This is a genomic window from Polaribacter sp. SA4-10 (genome assembly GCF_002163835.1).
Taxonomy (GTDB): Bacteria; Bacteroidota; Bacteroidia; order Flavobacteriales; family Flavobacteriaceae; genus Polaribacter.
In genome coordinates, this window is the sequence record NZ_CP019331.1 from 2426586 (window position 1) to 2449862 (window position 23277).

Here is a 23277-nt window from a genome sequence, read left to right on the forward strand (position 1 = left end):
CGTAGATTATAAGTTGTTTAAAACTGAAAAATTGTTACTTTTAGTTAAATTAAAGACTAAACTATTATGGCTATTAAAAGTTTCCAAGGAAAAAGAGATGCATCACAAGGAAAAGAAGATGCTCAAATTTTAGTTTCTGATTATATGACTACAAAATTGATAACTTTTAAAGCAGAAGATTCTTTAGATCATGTAATTAATCAATTAATTACATATAAAATTTCTGGAGGACCCGTTGTAAATGATAAAAATGAATTAATAGGAATTATTTCTGAAACCGATTGTATTAAGCATATTTCTGAAAGTAAGTATTACAACATGCCTTCAGACACAAATAATACGGTTGGAAAATATATGGTTACTGATGTTGATACAATTGATAAAAACATGAATATTTTTGATGCTGCTTTTAAATTTATAAGCTCGCACAGAAGAAGGTTTCCCGTTGTAGAAAACGGAAAACTTATTGGTCAATTGAGCCAAAAAGATGTTTTAAAAGCGGCTATTAAAGTGCAAGGAAATACTTGGAATAGTTAATTTTAAGATTCTTTTTTTATTAATAAAAAAGTTTCATTTTCTAACGGTAAATAGCCTTCATCATAAATATAAAAATAGGTATTTCCTGTTTTGGTTTTATAGATGGATGTAAAAAACTGAAAATCGAAACCTTTGTCATATAATTTTGTTCTTGTTACTTTTGTTTTACCAGAAGTGTTTAATTCAGATAAAATTTTATAATTTTTTCTAAGTCGGTTATTAATATTTCTGATGAGGTTTTTACTATCTTTATTTACTTTATTATTGTATGCATTTCTACAATAATCTGAACAGAATTTTTTATCTACTCTACCTATTAAAGTCTCAGTACATTCTAAACATTCTTTTTTTTCCATAGTAACCTTCTTTTTACACTTTAATTTCTCCCCAATTTTCAACAGATTTTATTCTTCTTAATTGCATTGTGTTTATACTATATTACTTGCAATTATTCTTAACCTTCTTCTATTGGGGTCTAGTAACTTTTTCTTCATTCAATTTTGCACCTAGTTTTATTCAAAATTTTACAATTATTTTTGGGTTAGAAATTTGATGTGCTGTCAATTCTTTTTCATTTACCCATTTTAAATTTTCGTAAAAATTATCAGTTAAATCATGATTTTTATGAATCACAAACTTCTGACCTTCCTTTTTATCTAAAAATAAAAATAAAAAGGCAACTGCTCTATGAACAGAATAGCTTCTTATTTTATTATTACTGTTTAAATAAAGAAAGGTTTCAAACTTATTAATGATTCTATTTTTTTTGAGTTTAAATTCTTCATCTCCTTTTTTCTTCTTTAAAACCCTACCGTAATTAGATATTTGTGTTTCTTCTTTTTCAAAATTGCAATCAGCTAAATCGAAAGTTTTCCAGCTTTCATTTCTATATGACTTCATAATTTTGATGTTTTTCGGAACAAATATAAGGGAATTTATCCGTTTACAAACGATTACAAGTAATTACAACCGAAAGTAATTGCTTGTTAACCGAATAAAGTTGGAATGATGTCTCAACTTTGCAGTGTCAAAATGAGTTGACAAATAATAATAATTTAAAACCTTATCTTATGAGTACGTTAAGAAACAAAGTACAGTTAATTGGAAATTTAGGAAACAACCCAGAAATTATCACTTTAGAAAGCGGTAAAAAGTTAGCAAAATTTTCTATTGCTACCAATGAAAGTTACAAAAATGCACAAGGAGAAAAAGTAACAGATACACAATGGCATAATATTGTAGCTTGGAATAAAACAGCAGAAATAATTGAGAAATATTTAGAAAAAGGAAGTGAAGTAGCGGTTGAAGGAAAACTGACTTCTAGATCTTACGAGACTAAAGAAGGAGAAAAAAGATACATTACAGAAATTGTTTGTAATGAATTGTTGATGTTAGGAAATAAGCAGTAAAGTATATTATATTTTAAAGATGAAACCCACTTGTAAAAGAGTGGGTTTTTATTTTTAATTTAATAGATGTTAAGAGGTTTAACTGATTGAAGTCATTGGTGTACGCTTATACTTTTAATAATTTAGGAGTTGAAAATAAATATTATGAAAAATCTAATATACATTTTAACTCTAATAACCTTCTTTAGTTGTTCATCCATTAAAACAGTAGATCGTTGGAAAAGTAAAAACCATGCAGATTTTAAACCCCAAAAAGTATTAATTGTTGGAATTACGGAAAACTTAATCGCAAGAAGAATCTTTGAAGAGGAATTAAAAGAAGAACTAAACTTGAGCGGTGTTGAGGCTATGGAAAGCTATGAAATACTTACACCTAAATTTACAAGTGAAAAACAAACTGAGGAAAATATTCAGGAAGAAATAGAAAAAATAACTAAAAATGGTTTTGATGCAATCTTAATTTCTGCGGTTAAAGGAATAGATGAAAAAGTAATTCACAATAATAATTATTATACAGATTATTACTACAGAAGACACCCTTTTAGACATTATTATTACTTACACCAAGAGGTGTATTTTGATACCGGTTATTATAATAAATATAAAATTTATCACGTAGAAACTTCATTATACAAACTAAAAGAAAATAATGATAAATCATTGGTTTGGGTTATTTCTAATAAAATAGTAGAACCTAGTTCAATAAATACAACGGTTAATGACTATGTAAGCGTTATTATAAAATCCTTAAAAAAAGAAGGCATCATTGTATCTAACAAATAATTACTCATGAAAACACTTGTATACAGTGCTAAAGATTTTGAAATTCCTTATTTAGAAAAAGCGAATTGCAAAAAACATGAATTCACTTTTTTAGAAGCGTCATTGTCATCAGAATCTGCAGTGAAAGCTATAGGATATGAGGCAGTTTCTATATCTTCATCAGGTAAAGCTTCAACAATTGTAATTGAAAAATTAAAAGATTTTGGTGTAAAATATATTACATTAAGAGCTGTTGGACATGATAATGTAAATTTAAAGGCTGCAAATACATTTGGAATAAAAGTGGCAAATGTGCCAGCTTATTCTCCATGCGCAATCGCAGAACATGCTGTAGGTTTATTATTAACATTAAATAGAAAGTTAATTGAAGCTAATAAAAGAGCAAAGTCTTTCAATTTTAACTTAAATAACCTGATTGGTTTCGATTTAAATAATAAAACAATAGGTATTGTAGGAACTGGTAAAATAGGTGCTATTATGACTAAAATAATGCATGGTTTTGGATGTGAATTATTAGGGTATGATATTGTTGAAAATGAAGAATTAATCAAAAAATATGGAATGCAATATCAGTCTTTGGAAGCGCTATGTAAAAAGGCAGATATTATTTCATTACACGTGCCTTTAAATAGTGAAACGCATCATTTAATTGATGAAGATTTAATTGACAAAATGAAACCTGGTGTTGTAATAATAAATACTGCAAGAGGTGCAGTTTTAAATACAGAAGATGTCATTAAAGGTTTAAGAAGTGGAATTATTGGCGCTTTAGGAATAGATGTGTATGAAAAAGAAAGAGGTCTATTTTTTACAAATCATTCTAATGATATTATTACAGATGAAATGATTATTAAATTAAACGCAATGCCGAATGTACTAATTACAGGTCATCAAGCTTTTTTAACTGAAGAAGCGCTAACAAATATTGCAGAAACAACAATTTATAATTTAGATTGCTGGAGTAAAAATAGAGAAACAGAAAACGAATTAACGAAAACCGTTACAGAAACGGTATAATCATTCTTTCTTCTTATAACCATAAATATCTTTTAAAATTAGGTTATTTCCATTACCCAAATCATTAACTATTAAATCGTATCTAATCGTTATTTTAGTATTAATTGGTGCGTAATAATAAATAACCCAAGCAGCTGATTCATTTGTGCCAATACAGCCATTAGAAGATGCTTTTCCTAGTGTAACTGGATTTGTTGTTGGATGAATTAATTGACCATAACGTACACCGTTTATTTCAGTTTCTATAAACGGAATTTGAGGTAATTTTGTTACTTTTTTATCATCTCTTTTTGTTACATAATATTGATATCCGTTAACAGGATTATAGAAATCTGGAAAACGTTCATGTCTTACAATTTTACCCTTTCCTGTTTTGGTTCTTAAATCTAAAATTCTTCCTGCCATTTTAAGATATTTTTTTTCATTTCTTCCAACTCTAACAGAAAAATTAAAAAGTTCTTTAGAGTTTTCAAAAATTCTGAGTTTATACTCAGGGATATTTACATCAATTTTTGTGTTTTCAAATGAGGTGAGCATCTTTTTTACTGAATTAATACTTGGTAAAATTAAAGTAGCTCCTTTTTTTAAAACAACCATTTTTTTCTGATTATAAACAAAAGAATCTTTTTCTTTCATTGTATAATAATCGGTATTTTTTAGGCTGTCAATAATCCAAGGATTAGCTCTCACTAAAAGATGTTCTGTTAATTTGTAAGAGGTTATAGAATCGTATTTTAGAACAATTGAATCTAAGAATTGAAAGTAATTTTCTACAGAAATATCAGAATTAATAGGAATATTTTTTCTTAAATCAGTATTAAAAATCATTGTTTTCTCTTTTAGAGGAGTAAAAACATTTGAATAACTTATACCAATAATTACTATCAAGAAAAAGACGATTAAAACCCCTAAATTAACCTTGTATTTCATTGATTAAATTTTTGATAAATTTTTGTTTCATAAAGTTATGTTTCCTAAAATAGAATTCAAATGATACTCATCAGCTTAAATTACATATGATTAATATCATTTCATTTTTATAGAATTTTAACTTCTTTTACATAAGGGTTTAGGAAGTACTATTATGAAAATAGAACATTTAGAAGAACGCGTTAATGATTACAAAGAATCTATAAAAACAGTTGTAGATAAAAAAACGCTGTGGCAAAGTAAGTCTAAAAAATTAATTATTAGAACTTTAAATAAAGTTGCTAAAAGTTATAATATTGGTTGGAGAGTGCAAGAACTTAATTGGATTTATAATAATGAAGCCATAAATATTACTTTTGATTCTTTTCCAAAAGATTTAATTGATTGTACAAATAAGATTCCTACGTATCAATTTATTCAAGGAGGCGCGTTGGTTTTTTCACAATCTTATAGTGGAGATGTGTATGTTCTTGCTCTTTTCCCTTATGTAGAACAATTGCAAGTAGAAAATAGTAGTTTAGACCTTGGTGTTTATAATCCTGAAGAAATTACAGAGAAACTTGTTATAGAAAAAGTAGATGAGTTTTTAAAAGAAATGATAAAATGGGAAGTTCCATCTTATAGAACCAAGTTAGGTTTTCAAAACAAAGAGATCTAAACTATTATTTTCTTTAACGTAATCTTCTTTTTCCGGTAACTTCATCTATCGTTATTTTAAAAACTACAGGAAGCTTATCTGTATATGTTTTACTAGAAAATTCACTAATAAAATGTAAATTCTTTTCTTCTTTCCTTAAGATAAGATCTTTTATTCCATTGGTAAATTCATGTAAATATCTTTTTGCATCACTACCAGTAAGTTCTTTAAAAAATCCATGAGCCATTACAGAAGTCCAATTCTCATTTTTTTTTATTTCTGAAATTTGTATTGATACATTATTGTTTTTTCGCATCGCCATCGTTTTATGACCTTCTGTAGAATAGCCAATAATATAAATATTTTTACCGTCAAAATAATAGGTAATGGGAACAATAAATGGTCTGCCTTTATATATATAAGCAAGTTGACCAATATAATTATCTGATAAAAGACTTATGCATTCTTTTTCGTTTAAACTTGTTAACATGATTTTAGCTTTTAATGAAAAACAAAGCTATTTATAATTAAAGTTAAAAAGCATGACATGTATCAGTTAGAACATCTATTTTTTAAGTAATTCAAACACTGTAATTTCAGGTCTCATTCCTAATCTTCCAGGAAAACCGAGCCAACCTAAACCACGATTAACGTACAAATATTGTTCTTTCTCATTATACAATCCTGCCCAATGTTTGTATTTGTATTTAATTGGGCTCCATTTCATTTTTTTGTATTGAAAACCAGCTTGCATTCCATGCGTATGACCAGAAAAAGTAAATGAAATATCAGTATTTTTAATCACTTCCTCGCTCCAATGTGAAGGATCATGAGATAACAATAATTTAAAGGGAATTTCAGTTACACTTTTTAGTGCTTTTTGTAAATTTCCATATTGTTTAAAAGGGGGTTTTCCCCAATTTTCTACTCCAATAATTGCTATACTATCCTCATTTTTTTTAATTATTTCTGATTCATTTAGCAAGAGTTTAAAATCGATATTTTTATAAAATTGTTTTATTTTTTCGAAATTTTCTTTTTTTTCTTCATCAGAATTCCAACTACTATAATCTCCATAATCATGATTTCCTAAGATGGCATATTTACCCTTTTTTGCAATTAAATTTTTAAAAACCTTTTCCCATCCAATTAATTCCCAGGCATAATTATTAACTAAATCTCCAGTAAAAAATATAAAGTCTGGGGATGAATTATTAATTATTTTAATAGCTTTATCTAAGATGTGGTATTTATAATTAAAGCTACCAAGATGAATATCAGAAATTTGAATAATTTTTAATCCGTTAAAAGAAGCTGGTAATTTTGGGTGTTTAACTGTAATGTGATGGACTTTAAATCGGTATAAAGTTCTAAAAAAACCAAATAGTATTACAAAAAAAGGGAGAAACCCAGAAAGCAAACCAAAAAGAGGAACAACAATTAAGGATTCTTGTTCTGAGAAAACATAGTTAGAGAAAAACAATATTGAAAAAATAATAACAAATATAAATTTAGGAATAAAAGAAGAAATTGCCAATCCGTATAAAGAAGAAATTAGTAGGTGTTTTCGTCTAGGATTAATATCGTCTAAAGTAACTTTAAGAAGTATTATTAATGTAATTAAACCAACTGTGAAGACCCAGAAAAACACATTTATTATAGTTATTAAAGTTTCTGAAGTTATAAGTTGCGTAATAGATTGTAACCAATAATACGCTAAAATATCTACAATTAAAATTGCCAAACATAAGAGCAAAATTGTAAATAGAGAGTAGCTTTTCATTGGTGGTTATTTTTGTTTTCTTCGCTCATCTTTAAGTGCCCAAAAAATACTTTTTACATCAGAAACCCAGTTTTTATACATAAAAACTAAAGAAATTTCTTCTATAGTTTCTAAAATTCCTATAACAATCATTATATAAAATAATGAATATTCTGGATTAAAAAATAAAGACCAAAGTATAAATACACTTTGTAAAATAGCAGATGTTTTTGCTAAATAGGTATGAAAAGAGGTTGCTTTTCCATATTTGTAAAACGCTATTATCATTTGAATTATATAAGGAATAAATGCTATTAATATTAGTGTAAGATTTGTTTTCACAAACTCATTTTCAAAATAAAACAAACCAATAAGCCCAATAATTAAAGTTATTTGATCTCCAATAGAATCTAATTGTGATCCTCTTGCACTTGTAATTTTTAGTTTTCTGGCTAAATAACCATCTATTGCATCTGTTAAATAACTAATTAATAAAAACCAAGTGAAAATTAATTGAGCATCAAACCAAATTAATAAAAGTAAAAACGGAGCCGCTAATATCCTATAAAAAGAAAACCAGTCTGCTATATTATAATTTTTGAATGTGAGTATTTTTTTAGTGTCCATTTTATTTGTTTTGATCAATATTTATTTCAGGAATTTCAATAATTTCTATAGTAGCAGAAGCCAGAATTATTTTACCCTTTGTTTTGTCTATTTCTTTTCTAATCTCATTATGTAAAGTGTGTTTTGTAAGCCTTCTTTTTTTATAATCTACAATATATCTGATGTTAAATTGAATCCAATTATCTGTTAATGTTATTGCTAAAGTTGGATCTACCAGTGCATCTTCTATGTAGTATTTATTTACAACTTCTTTCCACTTTTTTTTAGAATTAATGGTATAATCAGAAAGAATTTTAGCAGCAGTTTTAATAATTATTAATTTTGCTAACTCAATATTAGAACCATATCTAATGGGTAAATTAAACTCATCCCAAATAAAAGGAAAGTGTTGTGAGTAATTATAAATAGGGCCTTTAAATACAAAAGCATTGCTCAATTTTACAATTCTACCACTATAATTATCGCTTGTTACCCATTCGCCAATTTCCATCATTGTTGTGTAAACGCTATCAACATCAATCACATCTCCTTTTATTCCGTTAATTTCTATTCGATCTCCTGGTTGATATACTTTTACCATAAAAATATATACAGAGCCTGCTATACTTAAAATGAGTTCTTGAAGCGTAAAAGCAATACCTGCTGTAAATAAGCCAATGAGAACTGTAAAGTCTTTTATGTTTCCAGTAAAAAAGGAGAAAGACAGAACAACTAATAGGATATAACCAATAATTTCTACCCCTTTTTGTGTTTTATACCTTACCGTTGTATTGTCTATTTTCTTTCTTAAAAAACGTCTTAAAATCTGAATTATAAAAAGAACAGAAATAATTAACAACAAGTATTTCAGAATACCATATTCAGATAAAACCTCCCAAAAATTTTTTTCAATTTGTTCCATTTTAATTGTTATAGATTTTTAAAATGCTCGTAAAAAAGAAGTTTATTTTGTAAATCTGTTATTTCTTTTTTTAAGGAATCAACTTGATCTAATAAATTATAAATTACATCAACTCCTTCTAAATTTATGTTGAGGTCATAATGCAAACGAATCATTTTTTCTACCTCGTTAATTTCTGTAATTTTAATATAATCTTGACTATCTGTTACAATAATTTCTATTAATTCATACTCTCTTAATTCGTTGATGAATTTAACAGGAATACTGTAATGCTCACAAAAGCGCTGTATAGATATTAAGTTTTGAGTTTCCATAATTAGCGTTGTTTTTGTAGTTCTTTAATTAACTCTTTCTCTTTTTCGTTTAAATTTGTAGGTATTTTAAGTTGGTAGGTTATAAATAAATCACCAAACTGACCTTCTTTTTTATACTTAGGAAATCCTTTTCCTTTCAGTTTTACTTTTGTTCCGTTTTGTGTTTCTGGCTTAATCGTAAGTTTTACTTTTCCTTCAAAAGTAGCCACCATAAGGTGCCCACCTAACAAAGCTGTGTAAATATCTAAATCTATATTAATGTGAAGATTCTCTTTGTCTCGTTTAAATTTAGAATTATTTATAATAGAAAACTGAATGTATAAATCGCCATTTGGACCGTTATTTACACCTTTTCCTCCATGTCCTTTTATTTTGATGATTTGTCCGTTTTCTACTCCTGCAGGAATTGTAATTCGGATGTTTTTTCCATTAACCGTTATTACTTGTTTTTGCGTTTTATAAACATCGCTTAAATTTAATTGGATCTCAGAATTATAATCTTGACCTCTAAATTTTGCACTTGTTCTTCTGCCAGAAGAAGCGCCGCCAAACATGTTTCCAAAAATATTAGAAAAATCTTCTTGAGAATATCCTCCAGAAGAGCCTTGAGAACTTCTTTGGTATTTTTGTTGTCTTTGTTTTTCTTGTTCATAAGCTTCAGCATTTTGCCAATGCTCGCCATATTTATCGTATTTTTTTCTATTTACAGCATCACTTAAAACTTCATTAGCTTCATTAATTTCCTTAAATTTTTTTTCTGCATTTTTATCATTAGGATTTAAATCTGGATGATATTTTCGCGCCAATTTTCTATAAGCTTTTTTAATATCAGCTTGAGAAGCACTTTTGGTAAGTCCTAAAATTTTATAATAATCTATAAATGCCATTACTTGTTTTTTATATTTAAATAAGCCTTAATAAAAGTATTGGAAATAGCTTTCAGATAAAATGAGATTCATCAGGTTGCTATAAAAATTAACGAGCTATTTTTTTTAATACGCTAGTTTAGCTTGTAATAAAAAGAATTCGTTAATGTTTGCTAAATCAATTGCTCCAATAAGTTTGTTTTTATCTACAACAGGTAAAAATGGTTTGTTATCACTATATATTAATCGATACACTTCATTAATATCTGCATTTATATCAATCGTCTTAAAAGATGTTTTCATTATTTCCTTAATTTTTAAAGCTCTTTCTTTCGACTTTTCAATAATATCTTTATGATATAATAAGCCTACAATTTTATCATTATCTACAACAACAAAATTGTTTTCACTTCCAGCCAACAATACATCTATAACATCTTGAATGGAGTTTTCTGAGTTAAATTTAGTAATACTTGTTAGCATAACATCTTTTATTTTATGACCTTTTAATAGTGATAATTGTTTCACCATTAAATTTTCTGTGTAAGCTCCTATAAAAACAAACAGTGCAATAAAAATTAAAATAGGATTATATAAGAGACCTATTAAAAGAAAGATTACAGCAATAGTTAAACCAATACTTGAAGCTATTCTTGTTGCTTTTACACGATCTAATTTCATGGCTAATAAAGCTCTTAAAATTCTACCTCCATCCATTGGAAAAGCAGGGATAAGATTAAAAACAACCAATCCTATATTTACAAAAAAGAGGTATATAAGGAAGTTTTGTAACGTAAAATTATTTATAAATGCTATTTCTTCGCCTAAGCTTAAGTGCATTAAATTTTGGTGAGGAATTACAAAATAAAGTAGTAAAGCAATAACAACATTTACTAAAGGACCTGCAATTGTTACTAAAAACTCTTGCTTAGGAGATGCTGGAATTTTATCTAAACTAGCCATTCCACCAATTGGCAACAAGGTTATATTCTTAGTATTTATGCCAAAACGTTTTGCTGTTAATGCATGACCTAATTCATGTAAAACAACACAAGCAAAAACAGCGAGAACAAAAGCAATATTGTACAAAACACTTTCAGTTGTTCCGCCTTCTTTAACTTCATTAAAAGCAACCCAAACAATTAGAAAGAAAAAAGTCCAATGAATTTTAATTTTGATACCAGAAACACTTCCTAAATTTAAATTTGCTTTCATCTATTTAGAATTTATTGTTAACTGATTGGTTTTGTTTATTCTATAAGTTTTTTAATGATTTGCTTATTATCATCTCCTAATGTAGAATACAAATTTTGAGCAATAATTTTGCTATATATTTTTGGAGGTTTAGTGATATAGTTTATTGAAAGTGCAAGACCTTTTGGTGCTGTTAAATTGTGTTTAATAACACCAAATTTATCTATTAAAACCTCCGTAGATTCATACCTTACTACATGTTTATTTAGCACATTATTTTCGCCTAAAACTTCCTTGTACATTTTAAGAACTACTGCATGGTTGTTCTCAAAATTAGTAGCATTTAAAAATTTAGGTTCAATTACCGTTTTTCCGGATATATCAATATATCCAAAAAAAGAAATACCCTCTTTTTTTACAGAAATTAAACACCTACCATTCTTAAAAACAGGATACTTTTCATTGTCAATTTCTGTTAAAACTAAATCTTTTCTAAAGTTGATAATAATGCTTCCCTGCTCATTAATAAATGCCCATTCACTTCCTTTTTTTATGGCAGAAAAACCTTCATTAAATGGTGAGATATAATCAAGTTTATCTATTGTTTGAGAAAAACTTAAAAGAGGAATTAAAATAAATAATAGAATTAGTTTTTTCATGACTACAGTATTTTAAGTTAACAATAAATGTATTTTAAAATACGACCTAGTGAAATGATATTCATCATGTTAATACTAAAAATTAGTATTTTTTTTATCTACTAAAATTTAGATATTTAAAAGCACCTTTTTTAATTTTTTACTCACCTCTTCAGCAATATTTTCTAGTTGCTTATTTTTAACAGATTGCATAGAAACTAGAGGGTTAATTGCAGCAATTTCTATCTTGTTATTATCAATTTATTGCACAATAATATTACAGGGTAACATGGTTCCTATTTTATCTTCAGCTTGTAAAGCTTTGTATGCAAAGGCAGGATTACAAGCACCTAATATTTTATATTTTTTAAAATCTACGTCTAGTTTTTCCTTTAGCGTTTGTTGGATACCAATTTGGGTTAATACTCCAAAGCCTTGTTCTTTTAATAATTGGGTTACTTTTTGAACAATAGTATCAAAATCACCTGCTACAATTTTGTTATGATACTAATTTATTATTTGGTTTTTTTAAGTTCAATACTAAGTTTTGCAAGTATCATTAATTCAGATTTGTTTAAACCATGAAAAGAAGCCGCAATTTTAGTAGCCGTGCTTAAAATAAGACGCTTAATTTCTTCTGTAAATAATGATGGATGCGCTCTTTTAAAATCTAAAAACTCTTTATAACACGTTTCTGAATCAGAAAAACTTTCACTGTTTAACCAATCAAAAACAGTTTCAATTTGATAGGCAGCATCTGTGTGAAAATCATCATCAACAGGATCAATTTTTGTCCATTTAGTTTTTACAATTTCTTTTAAAGCAGTGTATTCTGCTTCTTCTACATGTTTGTCTACAGCTGCAATTGCATAAAATAGTTTGCCAAGGTTTTGATAAAAAGCGATTATTATATCTTGTGAAGGTCTCATAACAAGTGATTTATAAATAGATCTAAAAATAGAATAATGAATGGTGTTAAATAATGATATTAATCAGTATTCGTATTAATATTTGCCTAAAATGTAGTATTTTTATTTCCTTATTTAATCTAAATAATTAATTATTAAAAATGCTAAATAACGAGAAAGATGTTTTTAACGTACTTTTTGAAGCTGTTTCAGAGGGTGTATTAGTTGTTAACGATCTACAAAAGATTGTTTCTGTTAATTCATCAATAGAAAAAATGTTTGGGTACAATAAAGATGAACTTATACATGAAAAGCTAGAGATTTTAATACCAAAAAGGTATCACCCAAATCATGGTTCTCATTTTAAGGGTTTTATGAAGCAAAAAGAGAAAAGGCAAATGGGTAAAGGGCGAGATCTTTATGGAGCTCGTAAAGACGGAACTGTTTTTCCTTTAGAAATTGGCTTAAATCCGTTTGAAATTCATGAAGAAACTTTTGTAATGGCCTTGGTTATAGATGTTTCAATACGTAAACAACAAGAATTTGAAATTCTGAAACTAAATGAAGAACTAGAAATAAAGGTTGCTGAAAGAACAAGAGAATTAAGTAAAACGGTTCATGAATTAAAGGTTGTAAATGTTGAGTTAGATGCAGAAAATCAAAAAAGAATAGAAGCAGAAAATCATATTAAAGATGCGCTAAAAAAAGAAATAGAACTCAATGAATTAAAGACAAAATTTTTATCCTTAGTTTCTCATGAATTTAAAACACCTTTAAGCGGAATATTAACATCTACTATGTTGTTAGGTAAATATAAATTAACTGAGCAACAAGAAAAAAGAGACAAGCACTTAGAAACAATCACAAATAAAATTCATTACTTAAATAATATTTTAAATGACTTTTTATCAGTTGAAAAACTAGATTCAGGTCAAATAAATTATAAATTTCATACTTTTAAATTAAGTAAAGTTGTAAACGAAGTAATTTATAATGCAAATATGCTTTTAAAAGAAGGTCAAAAAATTAATTACCCAGAAGATATTGATGAAATTTCATTAACCCAAGATGAAAAAATCATAGAATTATCACTTTCTAATTTGCTAAACAATGCTATAAAATATTCGCCAGAAAATGCGGTAATTAATATTGAAGTAAAACAAGATAAAACATACACCACTTTTAAAGTAAAAGATAACGGAATTGGGATTCCAGAAGTTGATCAAAAAAATATTTTTAACCGTTATTTTAGAGCTGAAAATGCTTTACTAACCCAAGGTACGGGAATCGGTTTAAACATTATTAAGAGTCATTTAAAAAACTTAGGAGGAACCGTAACTTTTGAAAGTACAGAACATATTGGGTCAATTTTTACTATGAAAATTATTAATAAAGGAAAAAAATGAAAAAAATACTATTAATTGAAGATGATGTTGTTTTAAGAGAAAATACTTCAGAACTTTTAGAATTATCAAATTACAATGTAATTAATGCCCCTAATGGAAAAAAGGGAGTAGAATTAGCACAAAAAGCGTTGCCAGATATTATTGTCTGTGACATTATGATGCCAGAACTAGATGGTTATGGCGTACTTGAAGCTTTAACAAAAAACGACACAACAAAACACATCCCTTTTATATTTTTATCTGCAAAAACAGAGCGAAAAGATGTTAGAAAAGGAATGGATTTAGGTGCAGATGATTATATTACAAAGCCTTTTAGTGAAGAAGAGTTAATAAGTGCTATTGAAAGTAGATTAGCAAAAGCATCAATATTAAAAGATCTTAGAGAAAAACATGAAGAAGATGAAGAAGAAATAAGAAATCTTAATGATTTAAAAAATTTCTTTGATGATAATGGAAAAATATTTAATTTTTCAAGAGATAAATTAATCTATAAAGAAGGAAACAATTCTAATTATATTTTTTTGATAAATAAAGGGCTTGTAAAATGCCATAAGTTAGATGAACAAGGTAAAGAACTTACAACTGCTTTGTTTAAAGAAGATGATTTATTTGGCTATACCTCTTTTACTCAAAATTTAGCGTATCAAGAATCTGCAACTGCAGTTAAAGACACGGAGTTAGTTGGCCTTTCTAAGCAAGAACTTACAAATGTTCTACACAGTAACCATAAAGTTACGTTAGAGCTAATACAACTGCTAACAGAAGATTTGGCAGGCGTAAAAAACCAGCTTTTACAAATGGCTTATAGTTCTGTAAATAAAAAAACAGCAACTACAATTTTACAATTTGCAGAAAAATTAAATCGTAAACCAAAAGATATAATAAGAATTTCTAGAAACGATTTAGCAAGTGTTGCAGGTATTGCAACAGAGACATTAATTAGAACAATGTCTAACTTTAAAAAACAAGGTATTATAGAAATTGAAGGTAGAAATATTAGAATTTTAGACTTAGAAAAACTTCAAGAAATCTGCTAAAGTTCTCTAAATAGTGTTAATATGACCAATATCATATTTTAAAAAGCGTTCAAACAATAGATTTGTCTTCTATTAAGATGAATTTAAATGAAAACTATTTTATTACCCACAGATTTTTCAGATAACTCTTGGAACGCCATTGAGTACGCAATTAATTTTTTTAAAGATTCTAATTGCAACTTTTATTTATTGCACGTTAATAAATTAAGTAACATTGTAACTAATGATTACCCATATATTCCTACGCAAGATATAATTGAAGATGTTTACATAAAACCAGCAAAGACAGAATTAAAGAAAATACTTAAAAAAATAGCAACAAAATTTCCCAATAATAAAAAGCATAAATTTTACACTTTAACAGATTATAACTTTTTTATAGATTCTCTTAGAAAACATATAGAAGAGAAAAAAGTAGATATGATTGTTATGGGAACAAAAGGTGCCTCTGGATTAAGTAAATATATTATTGGAAGCAATACTGGTGATGTTATTACAAAAGTAAAATGCACCACTTTAGTTGTACCAGAGAATGCGAAATTTAAAAAAATAGAAGAAGTTGCTTTCCCTACAGATTTTAGTTTAACTAATGATTTACAATTATTACATCCAATTGCAGAAATTTTAGAAGAGAACGATTCCTCATTAAGAATAGTAAATATTAGTAAAAGATCTGCAAAATTAAATATTGAGCAACAAAAAAACAAAGAATTACTAGAAGATTATTTTTTTAATTATAAACACAGTTTTCATTTTTTAACAAATAAAAAAGTAGAAGCTGCAATACAGTGTTTTGTAGAAAGCAGAGATATAGACATTATTACAATGGTGGCAAAAAATCTCAATTATTTTCAACAAATATTATTTCACACAAAGGTAGAAGAAATTAGTTATCATACAGATGTTCCTTTTTTAGTTCTGCATGAATAAAAACAAGAAATTATGGATTATTCAATTTTTTTAGCAAAGTTTTGGGGTTATTATTTACTTATTTTTTTTGTTATTTTAAGTTTTAATCCAAAAAGAATAAGACAAATTTTTAATGATTTAAATGATGAAAAATTCCTTATCATTTTATCGTTTTTATCAATAATTATAGGATTACTCAATATTCTATTTCATAACATTTGGGAATCTAACTGGAAACTAATAATAACACTAATTGGTTGGGTTTCATTATTTATAGGTTTAGCGCTTTTTATTTTTCCAAAAAGAACAATAGATTGGTTAAAATTTATAAACATAAAATTTGTTCAGGTAATTTATACGCTACTTTTTCTTATCGGTTTATTTCTACTGAATATTGCATATTCAATAATTCCTTTTTAAATTTTTAAAACTGATATATGTCATTTTACATCAATTGGATACCCTGTAAATTAGTACAATAAATAAAGCGCTCTTTTCTTTGAATTGCCATTATTAAAAAGAGACCTAGATTATTTATAAAATAGTTTAGGTTAAGAGATTTCGTTGTTATTAAATTTTTTGGGTTTATTAATAATTTAAAGCTCTTCTAAAACGGGGGGATTTTTCTTCCTGTTTTTTGCAATTAAAGTACTTCGCTTTTTTTTTATAAAATAACCATTTAAAATTATATAAAATGACAATAAATATTCAATTTGTAAATATGTCTACAAGTGATACTATGGAGACATACACAGTAAAAAAATTAGATAACTTATTTAAAAAATTCGATTGGATACTAAAAGCCAAGGTCTTTTTTAAAAGAGAGATTACTCATAAAGAAAAAGAAGTAATTTGTGAAATAGAATTAAGCATTCCTGGACCAAGAGTATTTGCTTCTTCTAATGAAAAAAATTATGAACTTGCTGTAAAAAACACAATAATAGATTTACAAACACAATTAAAAAAGAGAAAAGGAATTGTAAAACCTTATATGTAGAATTATCTAGTTGCTGTTTTCTAGATGATGTATGTCATTGTGTTTTGTTAAACTCAAATGTAATTTTGAGCAAACCTTTAAAAAACACCCAATGAAAAAAATATTAATTCCAATTGATTTTTCAGAAAACGCTAACAATGCTATAAAATATGCATTAGAATTGTTTAAAGAGGAGTTTTGCAAGTTTTACTTTTTACATGCATATCAAGAAGGTATTTATAGAAGTGATGCTCCAATTAGCAAAGAAACAATTAATGAGATTATTAGAACTGTTGGAAAAGAATCTCAATTAAACCTAAAACTAGCGTTAAAGAAAATTAAAAATTTTTCTCCCAATTTAAAACACACCTATAAAATTTTATCTGCCAATAACATTCTTGTAGATGAAGCAGAAAAGGTTGTAGATGAAGAAAACATAGATATTGTTGTAATGGGAACTCGCGGTAAAACAAATGATAAAAAGTTAACCTTTGGCAGTCATACTTTACAAGTTTTAAAATATGTAAAATGTCCTGTTTTGGCGATTCCAGAAAATTATGAGTTTAAAGAACCTAATGATATTCTTTTTGCAACAGACTATAGCATGTCTTATCAACAAAGAGAATTAGAACTTTTAAGTAAAATAGCTACTGATAATAAATCTAAAATAGATGTACTTTATATTTCAGACAGCAATTATTTATCTCTTAGACAAGAACAGAACAAATCTGTTATAAAAGAAAATTTAAAAAATACCAAGATTCATTTTATAGTTACTAATGATAAAAATATTTCAAATGAAATCTATAATTATATAAGAAATTATGAGGCAGATATTTTAGTTATGATAAATAGAAGGCATTCTTTTTTAGAAAATATTCTATTTCAAGATACTGTAGATAAAATTAGTTTGTCTATTGATATTCCGTTTTTAGCATTACAAAACATGAGACGTAATTAATGTAGAAATTAAAAAACAGGAACATGAAAAAAATACTATTACCAACAGATTTTTCAGATAATGCATGGAATGCAATACAGTATGCTCTCAAGTTATTTAAAAATGAAAAATGCACTTTTTATTTATTAAATAATTGTTATCCAGTAATTTATGGTGTAGATTATATGGAGGTTTATAGTGCGCAATCTGGTTTAATGGATGCAGTATTAAGTGCATCAAAAGAAAAATTAGAAGCGCTTCATCAAAAAATTAGTAAACAATTTAAAAACCCAAACCATACATTTAGCAAAATATCTTCTGTTAATACATTGGTTAGCGAAATAGAAGAGTTACAACTTGGCAATCTAATGGATTATGTTGTGATGGGAACCAAAGGCGCATCTGGACTTAAAGAGGTTTTATTGGGTTCAAATACAGTTCGTGTAATTAATAATGTAAGGTGCCCAGTTTTGGCGATTCCAAGTGATTTTGATTTTGAACCTCCTCGTGAAATTTTATTTCCCTCAGATTATGAAGTGTCTTTTAATGATAAACACATAGCGCCAATATTAGAAATTGTAAAAGCTAATAATTCAAGAATTAACATTTTAAATGTGTTAAAAGGAGCTGAATTAACAAGCAATCAAAAATTAAACCAACAAAAACTTAAAGAATATTTTAAAAATACAGCACATCTATTTCATAGTGATGATAAACAGCATGTAACAGAGGCAATTACTAATTTTCAATTAAAAGCCCGTGTTAATTTATTAGTTATGATTAACAATAAAAATTCGTTTTTAGAAAAATTGTTTTTTAAATCTACTGTAAATCAAATGGGCTACCATTTAAATATTCCGTTTTTAGTAATTCCTTCAGTAATTTAAATGTATTAGTTTGATTTATATCATTTTAACATATTTAATTTCGGGTTAAATTTATATCAAAATAGTTAATAATTCATAGTATGAAACGTAAAATATTAGTACCAACAGATTTCTCAAAAAATTCTTGGAATGCTATAAAGTATGCGTTAGAATTATATAAAAGTGATGAATGTATTTTTTACTTTTTAAATGCTTTTTCGGCAACACAAAATGTTTTTGATAATCTAATAAATTTTGAACCTGGAAGCGAATTATATGAGCTTTCAAAAGCAAAATCAGAACAAGGTTTAGTAAGAATTTTAGACCTGTTAGATATTGAAGATCAAGAAAACCCAAAACATCATTTTGAAACAATTTCAATGTTTAATTATCCTTTAGAAGCAATAAAAAATAGTGTCGAGAAAAAAGATATAGAAATGATTGTAATGGGCACAAAAGGAGAAACAGATTCAAGACACATTCCTTATGGAAGTACCGCAATTTATGTGATGGAAAAAGTTAGAAATTGTCCTGTAATTGTTGTTCCAGAAAAAGCAAAACACACGTTGCCAAAAGAAATTGTTTTTCCAACAAGTTATAAAACACATTATAAAAGAAGAGAATTAATCTACCTGATAGATATCGCTAAAAAATGTGATGCTAAAATTGAAATACTACATATTTCGGAAGAAGAAAAATTAGATAAAAATCAAAAAGAAAACAAACAACTGCTTAAAGAAATTTTTGAAGATGTTTCCTATTCTTTTCATGAGCTAAGTTATAACTCAGTTGAAGCTGCAATAAACATTTTTATTGAAAGTAGAGATAGTGATATGGTTGCATTTATTAATAAAAAGCATTTCTTCTTTGGTAGTGTTTTAACACAACCTCTTGTTAAAGAAGTGGGCTTTCATTCTAAAGTTCCAATACTAGTAATGCACGATTTAAGAAACTAAAAACATAAAAAAGATGAAAAATATAGGAATTTGGTTAGACAAAAGTAAAGCACTTATTGTAACAATAACAGCAGAAACAGAAACATTAGAAACCGTTATTTCAAATGTAGAAAATTTTCATATTCATGGAGGATCAGGAACCCGTTTTAAAGGAGGTCCACAAGATGTAGTACAAGACAGCAGGTATTTAGAAAGAGAAAAAAATCAATTTAAAGTTTATTTTGATGAATTAGCTTTAAAAATAAAAGAGGCAGATGGTATCATAATTTTTGGTCCTGCAGAGGTAAAGGATAAATTAAAAAGTGAGTTAGAAGCTTCTTATAGTGAAATAAATGCAAAAGTAAAAGCGGTACAAGTTGCAGATAGTATGACAGAGAACCAAGTAAAAGCTTGGGTGAGAGATTTCTTTAAATAAAAACAATTTTTTATTTTTCAATATGAATGATCAAGACATTAGTATCATTAAGTATTCTGGTGAAAAAGTAAAGTTTTCTGTGAACAAACTTTATACTTCATTAAAAAGAACGGGTGCTGAAGATGCAATTGTAAATCAGATCATAGAAAAAGTAATAGACGAACTTTACCAAGGAATTACCACTAAAGAAATTTACAACAGAGCTTTTTCACTACTTAAAAAAAAGAAAAGCTTTTTAGCCTCTAAATACAAGTTAAAAAAAGCAATTTATGAATTAGGACCAACTGGTTTTCCTTTTGAAAGATTTGTTGCTGCTATTTTAAAATATTCTGGATACAATGTTGAAGTTGGAAAAACTTTAAACGGAAAATGTGTAAAACACGAAATAGATGTTTTTGCAAATAAAAATAATGAAACCACAATTATAGAATGTAAATTTCATAGCGAGCAAGGTTTTAATTGTAATGTAAAAGTTCCTTTATACATTAATTCTCGCTATCTAGATGTAAAATTTCATTGGGAAGAAAAAAATAAAACTAAAAGTAAATTAACAAAAGGTTGGCTTGTTACAAATACAAGATTTACAGAAGATGCATTGCAATATGGAAACTGCTGTGGGTTGTATTTATTAAGTTGGGATTATCCTAAAAACGATGGATTAAAAGACAGAATAGATCGTTTAGGGTTATATCCAATTACAGTTTCTACGTTGCTTACAAATAGAGAAAAGCAGTTTATTTTAAACAGAAATGTTGTGTTATGTAGAGACTTAATAGATGATGCTTTTTACTTAGATCATTTAGGTGTTTCTAATAGTAGAAAGGAAAAAATACTTAATGAAATAAAACAATTATGTAACACCAAAAATTATTAAAATATGGAACATTTTGCTAAAATAAAATTTTTGGGAGCTTCAGGAGTGGTAACAGGTTCTAAATTTCTTATTGAAACTTCAGAGAAAAACATACTTATAGATTGTGGTATGTTTCAAGGGTTAAAAGAACTTAGAGAACTTAATTGGAAAGACCTTTCTGTAAATGTTAAAGAGATTGATGTTGTTCTTTTAACACATGGTCATTTAGATCATGTTGGCTATTTACCAAGATTAGTAAAGCAAGGTTTTAAAGGGAAAATTATTGGCACAGCACCCACTTTATCAATTGCACAAATTATATTGAAGGATAGTGCTAAAATTAATGAAGAAGAAGCAGAAAAAGCAAACAAAGAACAGTATACAGAATATAACCCAGCAATCCCTTTTTATACAATTAAAGAAGCAGAAAGTACAATTAATCAATTTGAAGTAGAAATTGAAGGAAAGTGGATCGTTTTATCAGAAAATATAACGTATCGTTTTCAGTATAATGGACATATTATTGGTGCCACATTTATAGAAATAGATATGAACGGTAAACGCTTTGTATTTTCTGGAGACATTGGCAGAAGTAATGATTATTTACTTGATGATCCAAAAACTCCTGAATGGGCAGATTTTTTATTTATTGAAAGTACTTATGGAAGTAAATTACACTCAGATGAAGATGTAGAAGAGAAATTAGCAGGTATTATTATTGATACAATTCATCAAAAAGGAAACCTTATTATACCAAGTTTTGCCGTAGAGCGCTTGCAGACCCTAATGTATATTCTTTGGAAATTATACAAGGAAAATAAGATTCCGGATATTCCTATTTTTATAGATAGCCCAATGGGCAACAATGTTTTAGAGGTTTTTAAACGTTTTCCAAAATGGCATAAATTACCATTGGAAGAATATAATGCCATGTGTGATCATGTAAATATTATTCAATCTTACAAAGAAACTTGGGAAACGATAGACAATAAAAGATCTAAGATAGTAATTGCAGGAAGTGGAATGGTAACAGGAGGTAGAGTACTTACTTATTTACAGCAATTGATAGATGAACCGTCTACAACAGTTTTATTAGTTGGTTATCAAGCAGAGGGAACACGTGGAAGACAGCTTCAGGAGGGCGCACATGAAATACGTTTTTATGGTAAATATTATCCAGTAAAAGCTGCTGTAAAAACCTTAGAGGGTTTATCTGCACATGCAGATCAGCAAGATTTAATAAATTGGATGAGAAATATTAAAAACATTCCAGAAAAAGTATATTTAATTCATGGAGAACCAACAGCTTTAGATGCTTTTCGAGTAAAAATAAAAGATACTTATAATTGGAATGCAACGATTCCGAAACTTGAATCTGTAGAAGAGGTAGTCATTTAATTAATATCTAAATAAAATGGAAACAATACATTCTTATAAAAGCTTTAATGAAAAAAAATCTATTGAAGAATTAAAGTATAATATGCTTCAATACAAAACAAGATTAGAAGAAGTAATTATAGAAAATAATTTTTATAAAAACCTTCTAAAAGCATCAATTTACAAATCAAATACAATCAATTTATTTGAAAACTTAGAACAATTTAAAAGGAACCTTACTAATATTGAGACAGCAGTTTCAGAATTAGTACTTGAAATAAACGCACACTCACATTCAATTACTAATAAAATTGAATGTGATGATTTATTTTGTGATAATTTCTTTATAAAAATACAGGATGATTTAGAAGAGAAAATTTACCAATTCTTTCTTAAATCAACAGCCTTTAAAAGACAAATGCTTCAATATTTAGAAAGTGTCTTAAAAAAGAATAATTAATTTTATATTTTTTGTAACAGACTGACTGTCGTCATTTTGATAAACGTTTTACATCTATAAATTTGTATCATAATTAATGTTTAATCTAAATCCATAAAATTATGTCACTTATTAAATTTAACATTCAAAACAGATTTTTTCCATGGACTTCTGAAAGGTTAAACAACTTTTTGAATGTTGATTTTTTCTTTAAGAGTGATTTATTAGAAGAAGATAGTTTAATGCCAGCAATGAATGTAAAAGAGCACAAAAAAGATTTTGAAATCGAATTTGCAGCTCCTGGCTTTTTAAAAAAAGATTTTGAAGTAACAATTAATGATAATACCCTTACTGTTAGTGCTGATAAAAAACATAAAGAGGAAGAAGTAGAAGAAGATTACACTCGTAAAGAGTTTAGCTACAATTCTTTTAAAAGATCTTTCACATTGCCAAAAACGGTTAATAAAAAAGAAGATGTAAAAGCAACTTACAAGAATGGTATTTTGAAATTAAATATTCATAAAATTGAACAAGAAGAAGAACAACCAAAAAAAATAATTGAGGTTGTTTAATTTACCTT

General features: G+C 27.1%; 31 protein-coding genes. 18 read left to right on the plus strand and 13 right to left on the minus strand.

All coding sequences use genetic code 11. From position 1 onward, the window contains the following. Nucleotides 1-66 precede the first annotated feature (66 nt). On the plus strand, nt 67-537 hold the full coding sequence (locus tag BTO04_RS10535) for a CBS domain-containing protein (RefSeq protein WP_087564458.1): 471 nt from the start codon (nt 67-69) through the stop codon (nt 535-537). A 2-nt stretch (nt 538-539) separates the two neighbouring features. Here BTO04_RS10535 and BTO04_RS10540 read toward each other — a convergent pair whose 3' ends face one another. Then, nucleotides 540-893, minus strand: a complete 354-nt coding sequence (locus tag BTO04_RS10540; RefSeq protein ID WP_087564459.1) for a hypothetical protein — start codon at nt 891-893, stop codon at nt 540-542. A gap of 160 nt (nt 894-1053) precedes the next feature. Continuing rightward, the gene (locus tag BTO04_RS10545) at nt 1054-1437 is read right to left on the minus strand and encodes a hypothetical protein (RefSeq protein WP_087564460.1); all 384 of its coding nucleotides are present in this window, start codon (nt 1435-1437) and stop codon (nt 1054-1056) included. Nucleotides 1438-1607: 170 nt separating this feature from the next. Here BTO04_RS10545 and BTO04_RS10550 point away from each other — a divergent pair, with 170 nt between their 5' ends. From BTO04_RS10550 to BTO04_RS10560, 3 genes are all read left to right on the plus strand, one after another. Further along, nucleotides 1608-1946, plus strand: coding sequence for a single-stranded DNA-binding protein (locus tag BTO04_RS10550; RefSeq protein WP_087565390.1), 339 nt, complete (start codon nt 1608-1610; stop codon nt 1944-1946). A gap of 144 nt (nt 1947-2090) precedes the next feature. After that, a complete protein-coding gene (locus BTO04_RS10555; protein ID WP_087564461.1) occupies nt 2091-2729 on the plus strand; it encodes a hypothetical protein in 639 nt (212 codons plus the stop codon). A gap of 6 nt (nt 2730-2735) precedes the next feature. Next, a complete protein-coding gene (locus BTO04_RS10560) occupies nt 2736-3746 on the plus strand; it encodes a 2-hydroxyacid dehydrogenase (protein WP_087564462.1) in 1011 nt (336 codons plus the stop codon). Here BTO04_RS10560 and BTO04_RS10565 read toward each other — a convergent pair whose 3' ends face one another. Then, nucleotides 3747-4676, minus strand: a complete 930-nt coding sequence (locus tag BTO04_RS10565; RefSeq protein ID WP_087564463.1) for a L,D-transpeptidase — start codon at nt 4674-4676, stop codon at nt 3747-3749. Between the two features lie 154 nt (nt 4677-4830). Between BTO04_RS10565 and BTO04_RS10570 the strand changes: the two genes are divergently transcribed. Next, nucleotides 4831-5334, plus strand: coding sequence for a hypothetical protein (locus tag BTO04_RS10570; RefSeq protein ID WP_087564464.1), 504 nt, complete (start codon nt 4831-4833; stop codon nt 5332-5334). A 13-nt stretch (nt 5335-5347) separates the two neighbouring features. On the opposite strand, the gene BTO04_RS10575 is transcribed toward BTO04_RS10570, so the two are convergent. From BTO04_RS10575 to BTO04_RS10620, 10 genes are all read right to left on the minus strand, one after another. Continuing rightward, on the minus strand, nt 5348-5803 hold the full coding sequence (locus tag BTO04_RS10575; protein ID WP_087564465.1) for a pyridoxamine 5'-phosphate oxidase family protein: 456 nt from the start codon (nt 5801-5803) through the stop codon (nt 5348-5350). A 75-nt stretch (nt 5804-5878) separates the two neighbouring features. Further along, on the minus strand, nt 5879-7096 hold the full coding sequence (locus BTO04_RS10580; protein WP_087564466.1) for a metallophosphoesterase: 1218 nt from the start codon (nt 7094-7096) through the stop codon (nt 5879-5881). A gap of 6 nt (nt 7097-7102) precedes the next feature. Then, nucleotides 7103-7702, minus strand: a complete 600-nt coding sequence (locus BTO04_RS10585; RefSeq protein WP_232455888.1) for a CDP-alcohol phosphatidyltransferase family protein — start codon at nt 7700-7702, stop codon at nt 7103-7105. A gap of 1 nt (nt 7703) precedes the next feature. Next, entirely contained in the window at nt 7704-8603 is a 900-nt protein-coding gene (locus tag BTO04_RS10590) for a mechanosensitive ion channel family protein (protein ID WP_087564467.1), read from the minus strand. An 8-nt stretch (nt 8604-8611) separates the two neighbouring features. Beyond that, the gene (locus BTO04_RS10595; RefSeq protein WP_087564468.1) at nt 8612-8917 is read right to left on the minus strand and encodes a chaperone modulator CbpM; all 306 of its coding nucleotides are present in this window, start codon (nt 8915-8917) and stop codon (nt 8612-8614) included. A 2-nt stretch (nt 8918-8919) separates the two neighbouring features. After that, the gene (locus BTO04_RS10600) at nt 8920-9804 is read right to left on the minus strand and encodes a DnaJ C-terminal domain-containing protein (protein ID WP_087564469.1); all 885 of its coding nucleotides are present in this window, start codon (nt 9802-9804) and stop codon (nt 8920-8922) included. A 105-nt stretch (nt 9805-9909) separates the two neighbouring features. Beyond that, nucleotides 9910-10998, minus strand: a complete 1089-nt coding sequence (locus BTO04_RS10605) for a site-2 protease family protein (protein WP_087564470.1) — start codon at nt 10996-10998, stop codon at nt 9910-9912. A 35-nt stretch (nt 10999-11033) separates the two neighbouring features. After that, nucleotides 11034-11636, minus strand: a complete 603-nt coding sequence (locus tag BTO04_RS10610; protein WP_087564471.1) for a WG repeat-containing protein — start codon at nt 11634-11636, stop codon at nt 11034-11036. Between the two features lie 240 nt (nt 11637-11876). Next, a complete protein-coding gene (locus BTO04_RS15755; protein ID WP_368356379.1) occupies nt 11877-12110 on the minus strand; it encodes a DUF302 domain-containing protein in 234 nt (77 codons plus the stop codon). 20 nt (nt 12111-12130) lie between these two features. Then, entirely contained in the window at nt 12131-12544 is a 414-nt protein-coding gene (locus BTO04_RS10620; RefSeq protein WP_087564472.1) for a hypothetical protein, read from the minus strand. A gap of 140 nt (nt 12545-12684) precedes the next feature. Here BTO04_RS10620 and BTO04_RS10625 point away from each other — a divergent pair, with 140 nt between their 5' ends. The 13 genes from BTO04_RS10625 (at nt 12685) to BTO04_RS10685 (ending at nt 23269) form a co-directional block, all read left to right on the plus strand. Continuing rightward, nucleotides 12685-13929, plus strand: coding sequence for a HAMP domain-containing sensor histidine kinase (locus BTO04_RS10625; protein ID WP_087564473.1), 1245 nt, complete (start codon nt 12685-12687; stop codon nt 13927-13929). Beyond that, complete coding sequence (locus BTO04_RS10630; protein WP_087564474.1) at nt 13926-14966, plus strand: response regulator; 1041 nt, start codon at nt 13926-13928, stop codon at nt 14964-14966. The genes BTO04_RS10625 and BTO04_RS10630 overlap by 4 nt, the downstream gene beginning before the upstream one ends. 87 nt (nt 14967-15053) lie before the next feature. Beyond that, nucleotides 15054-15896, plus strand: a complete 843-nt coding sequence (locus tag BTO04_RS10635) for a universal stress protein (protein WP_087564475.1) — start codon at nt 15054-15056, stop codon at nt 15894-15896. Nucleotides 15897-15908: 12 nt separating this feature from the next. Further along, nucleotides 15909-16295 carry a hypothetical protein gene (locus BTO04_RS10640; protein ID WP_087564476.1) on the plus strand — a complete coding sequence of 129 codons (387 nt, stop codon included), beginning with the start codon at nt 15909-15911 and terminating at the stop codon, nt 16293-16295. Nucleotides 16296-16569: 274 nt separating this feature from the next. Further along, nucleotides 16570-16872: an HPF/RaiA family ribosome-associated protein gene (locus tag BTO04_RS10645; protein ID WP_087564477.1), complete on the plus strand. Its 303-nt coding sequence runs from the start codon at nt 16570-16572 to the stop codon at nt 16870-16872. A 91-nt stretch (nt 16873-16963) separates the two neighbouring features. Then, nucleotides 16964-17812: a universal stress protein gene (locus tag BTO04_RS10650; protein ID WP_087564478.1), complete on the plus strand. Its 849-nt coding sequence runs from the start codon at nt 16964-16966 to the stop codon at nt 17810-17812. Nucleotides 17813-17835: 23 nt separating this feature from the next. Continuing rightward, a complete protein-coding gene (locus tag BTO04_RS10655) occupies nt 17836-18678 on the plus strand; it encodes a universal stress protein (RefSeq protein WP_087564479.1) in 843 nt (280 codons plus the stop codon). An 80-nt stretch (nt 18679-18758) separates the two neighbouring features. Then, complete coding sequence (locus BTO04_RS10660; protein ID WP_087564480.1) at nt 18759-19613, plus strand: universal stress protein; 855 nt, start codon at nt 18759-18761, stop codon at nt 19611-19613. A gap of 13 nt (nt 19614-19626) precedes the next feature. Continuing rightward, on the plus strand, nt 19627-20028 hold the full coding sequence (locus BTO04_RS10665) for a hypothetical protein (protein ID WP_087564481.1): 402 nt from the start codon (nt 19627-19629) through the stop codon (nt 20026-20028). Between the two features lie 22 nt (nt 20029-20050). Then, entirely contained in the window at nt 20051-20902 is an 852-nt protein-coding gene (locus BTO04_RS10670) for an ATP cone domain-containing protein (RefSeq protein WP_087564482.1), read from the plus strand. A 3-nt stretch (nt 20903-20905) separates the two neighbouring features. Continuing rightward, nucleotides 20906-22279 (plus strand): MBL fold metallo-hydrolase RNA specificity domain-containing protein, encoded by a 1374-nt coding sequence (locus tag BTO04_RS10675; RefSeq protein WP_087564483.1) that lies wholly within the window; start codon nt 20906-20908, stop codon nt 22277-22279. Nucleotides 22280-22295: 16 nt separating this feature from the next. Continuing rightward, nucleotides 22296-22718 (plus strand): hypothetical protein, encoded by a 423-nt coding sequence (locus BTO04_RS10680; RefSeq protein WP_087564484.1) that lies wholly within the window; start codon nt 22296-22298, stop codon nt 22716-22718. Nucleotides 22719-22819: 101 nt separating this feature from the next. After that, complete coding sequence (locus BTO04_RS10685) at nt 22820-23269, plus strand: Hsp20/alpha crystallin family protein (RefSeq protein WP_087564485.1); 450 nt, start codon at nt 22820-22822, stop codon at nt 23267-23269. Nucleotides 23270-23277 lie beyond the last annotated feature (8 nt).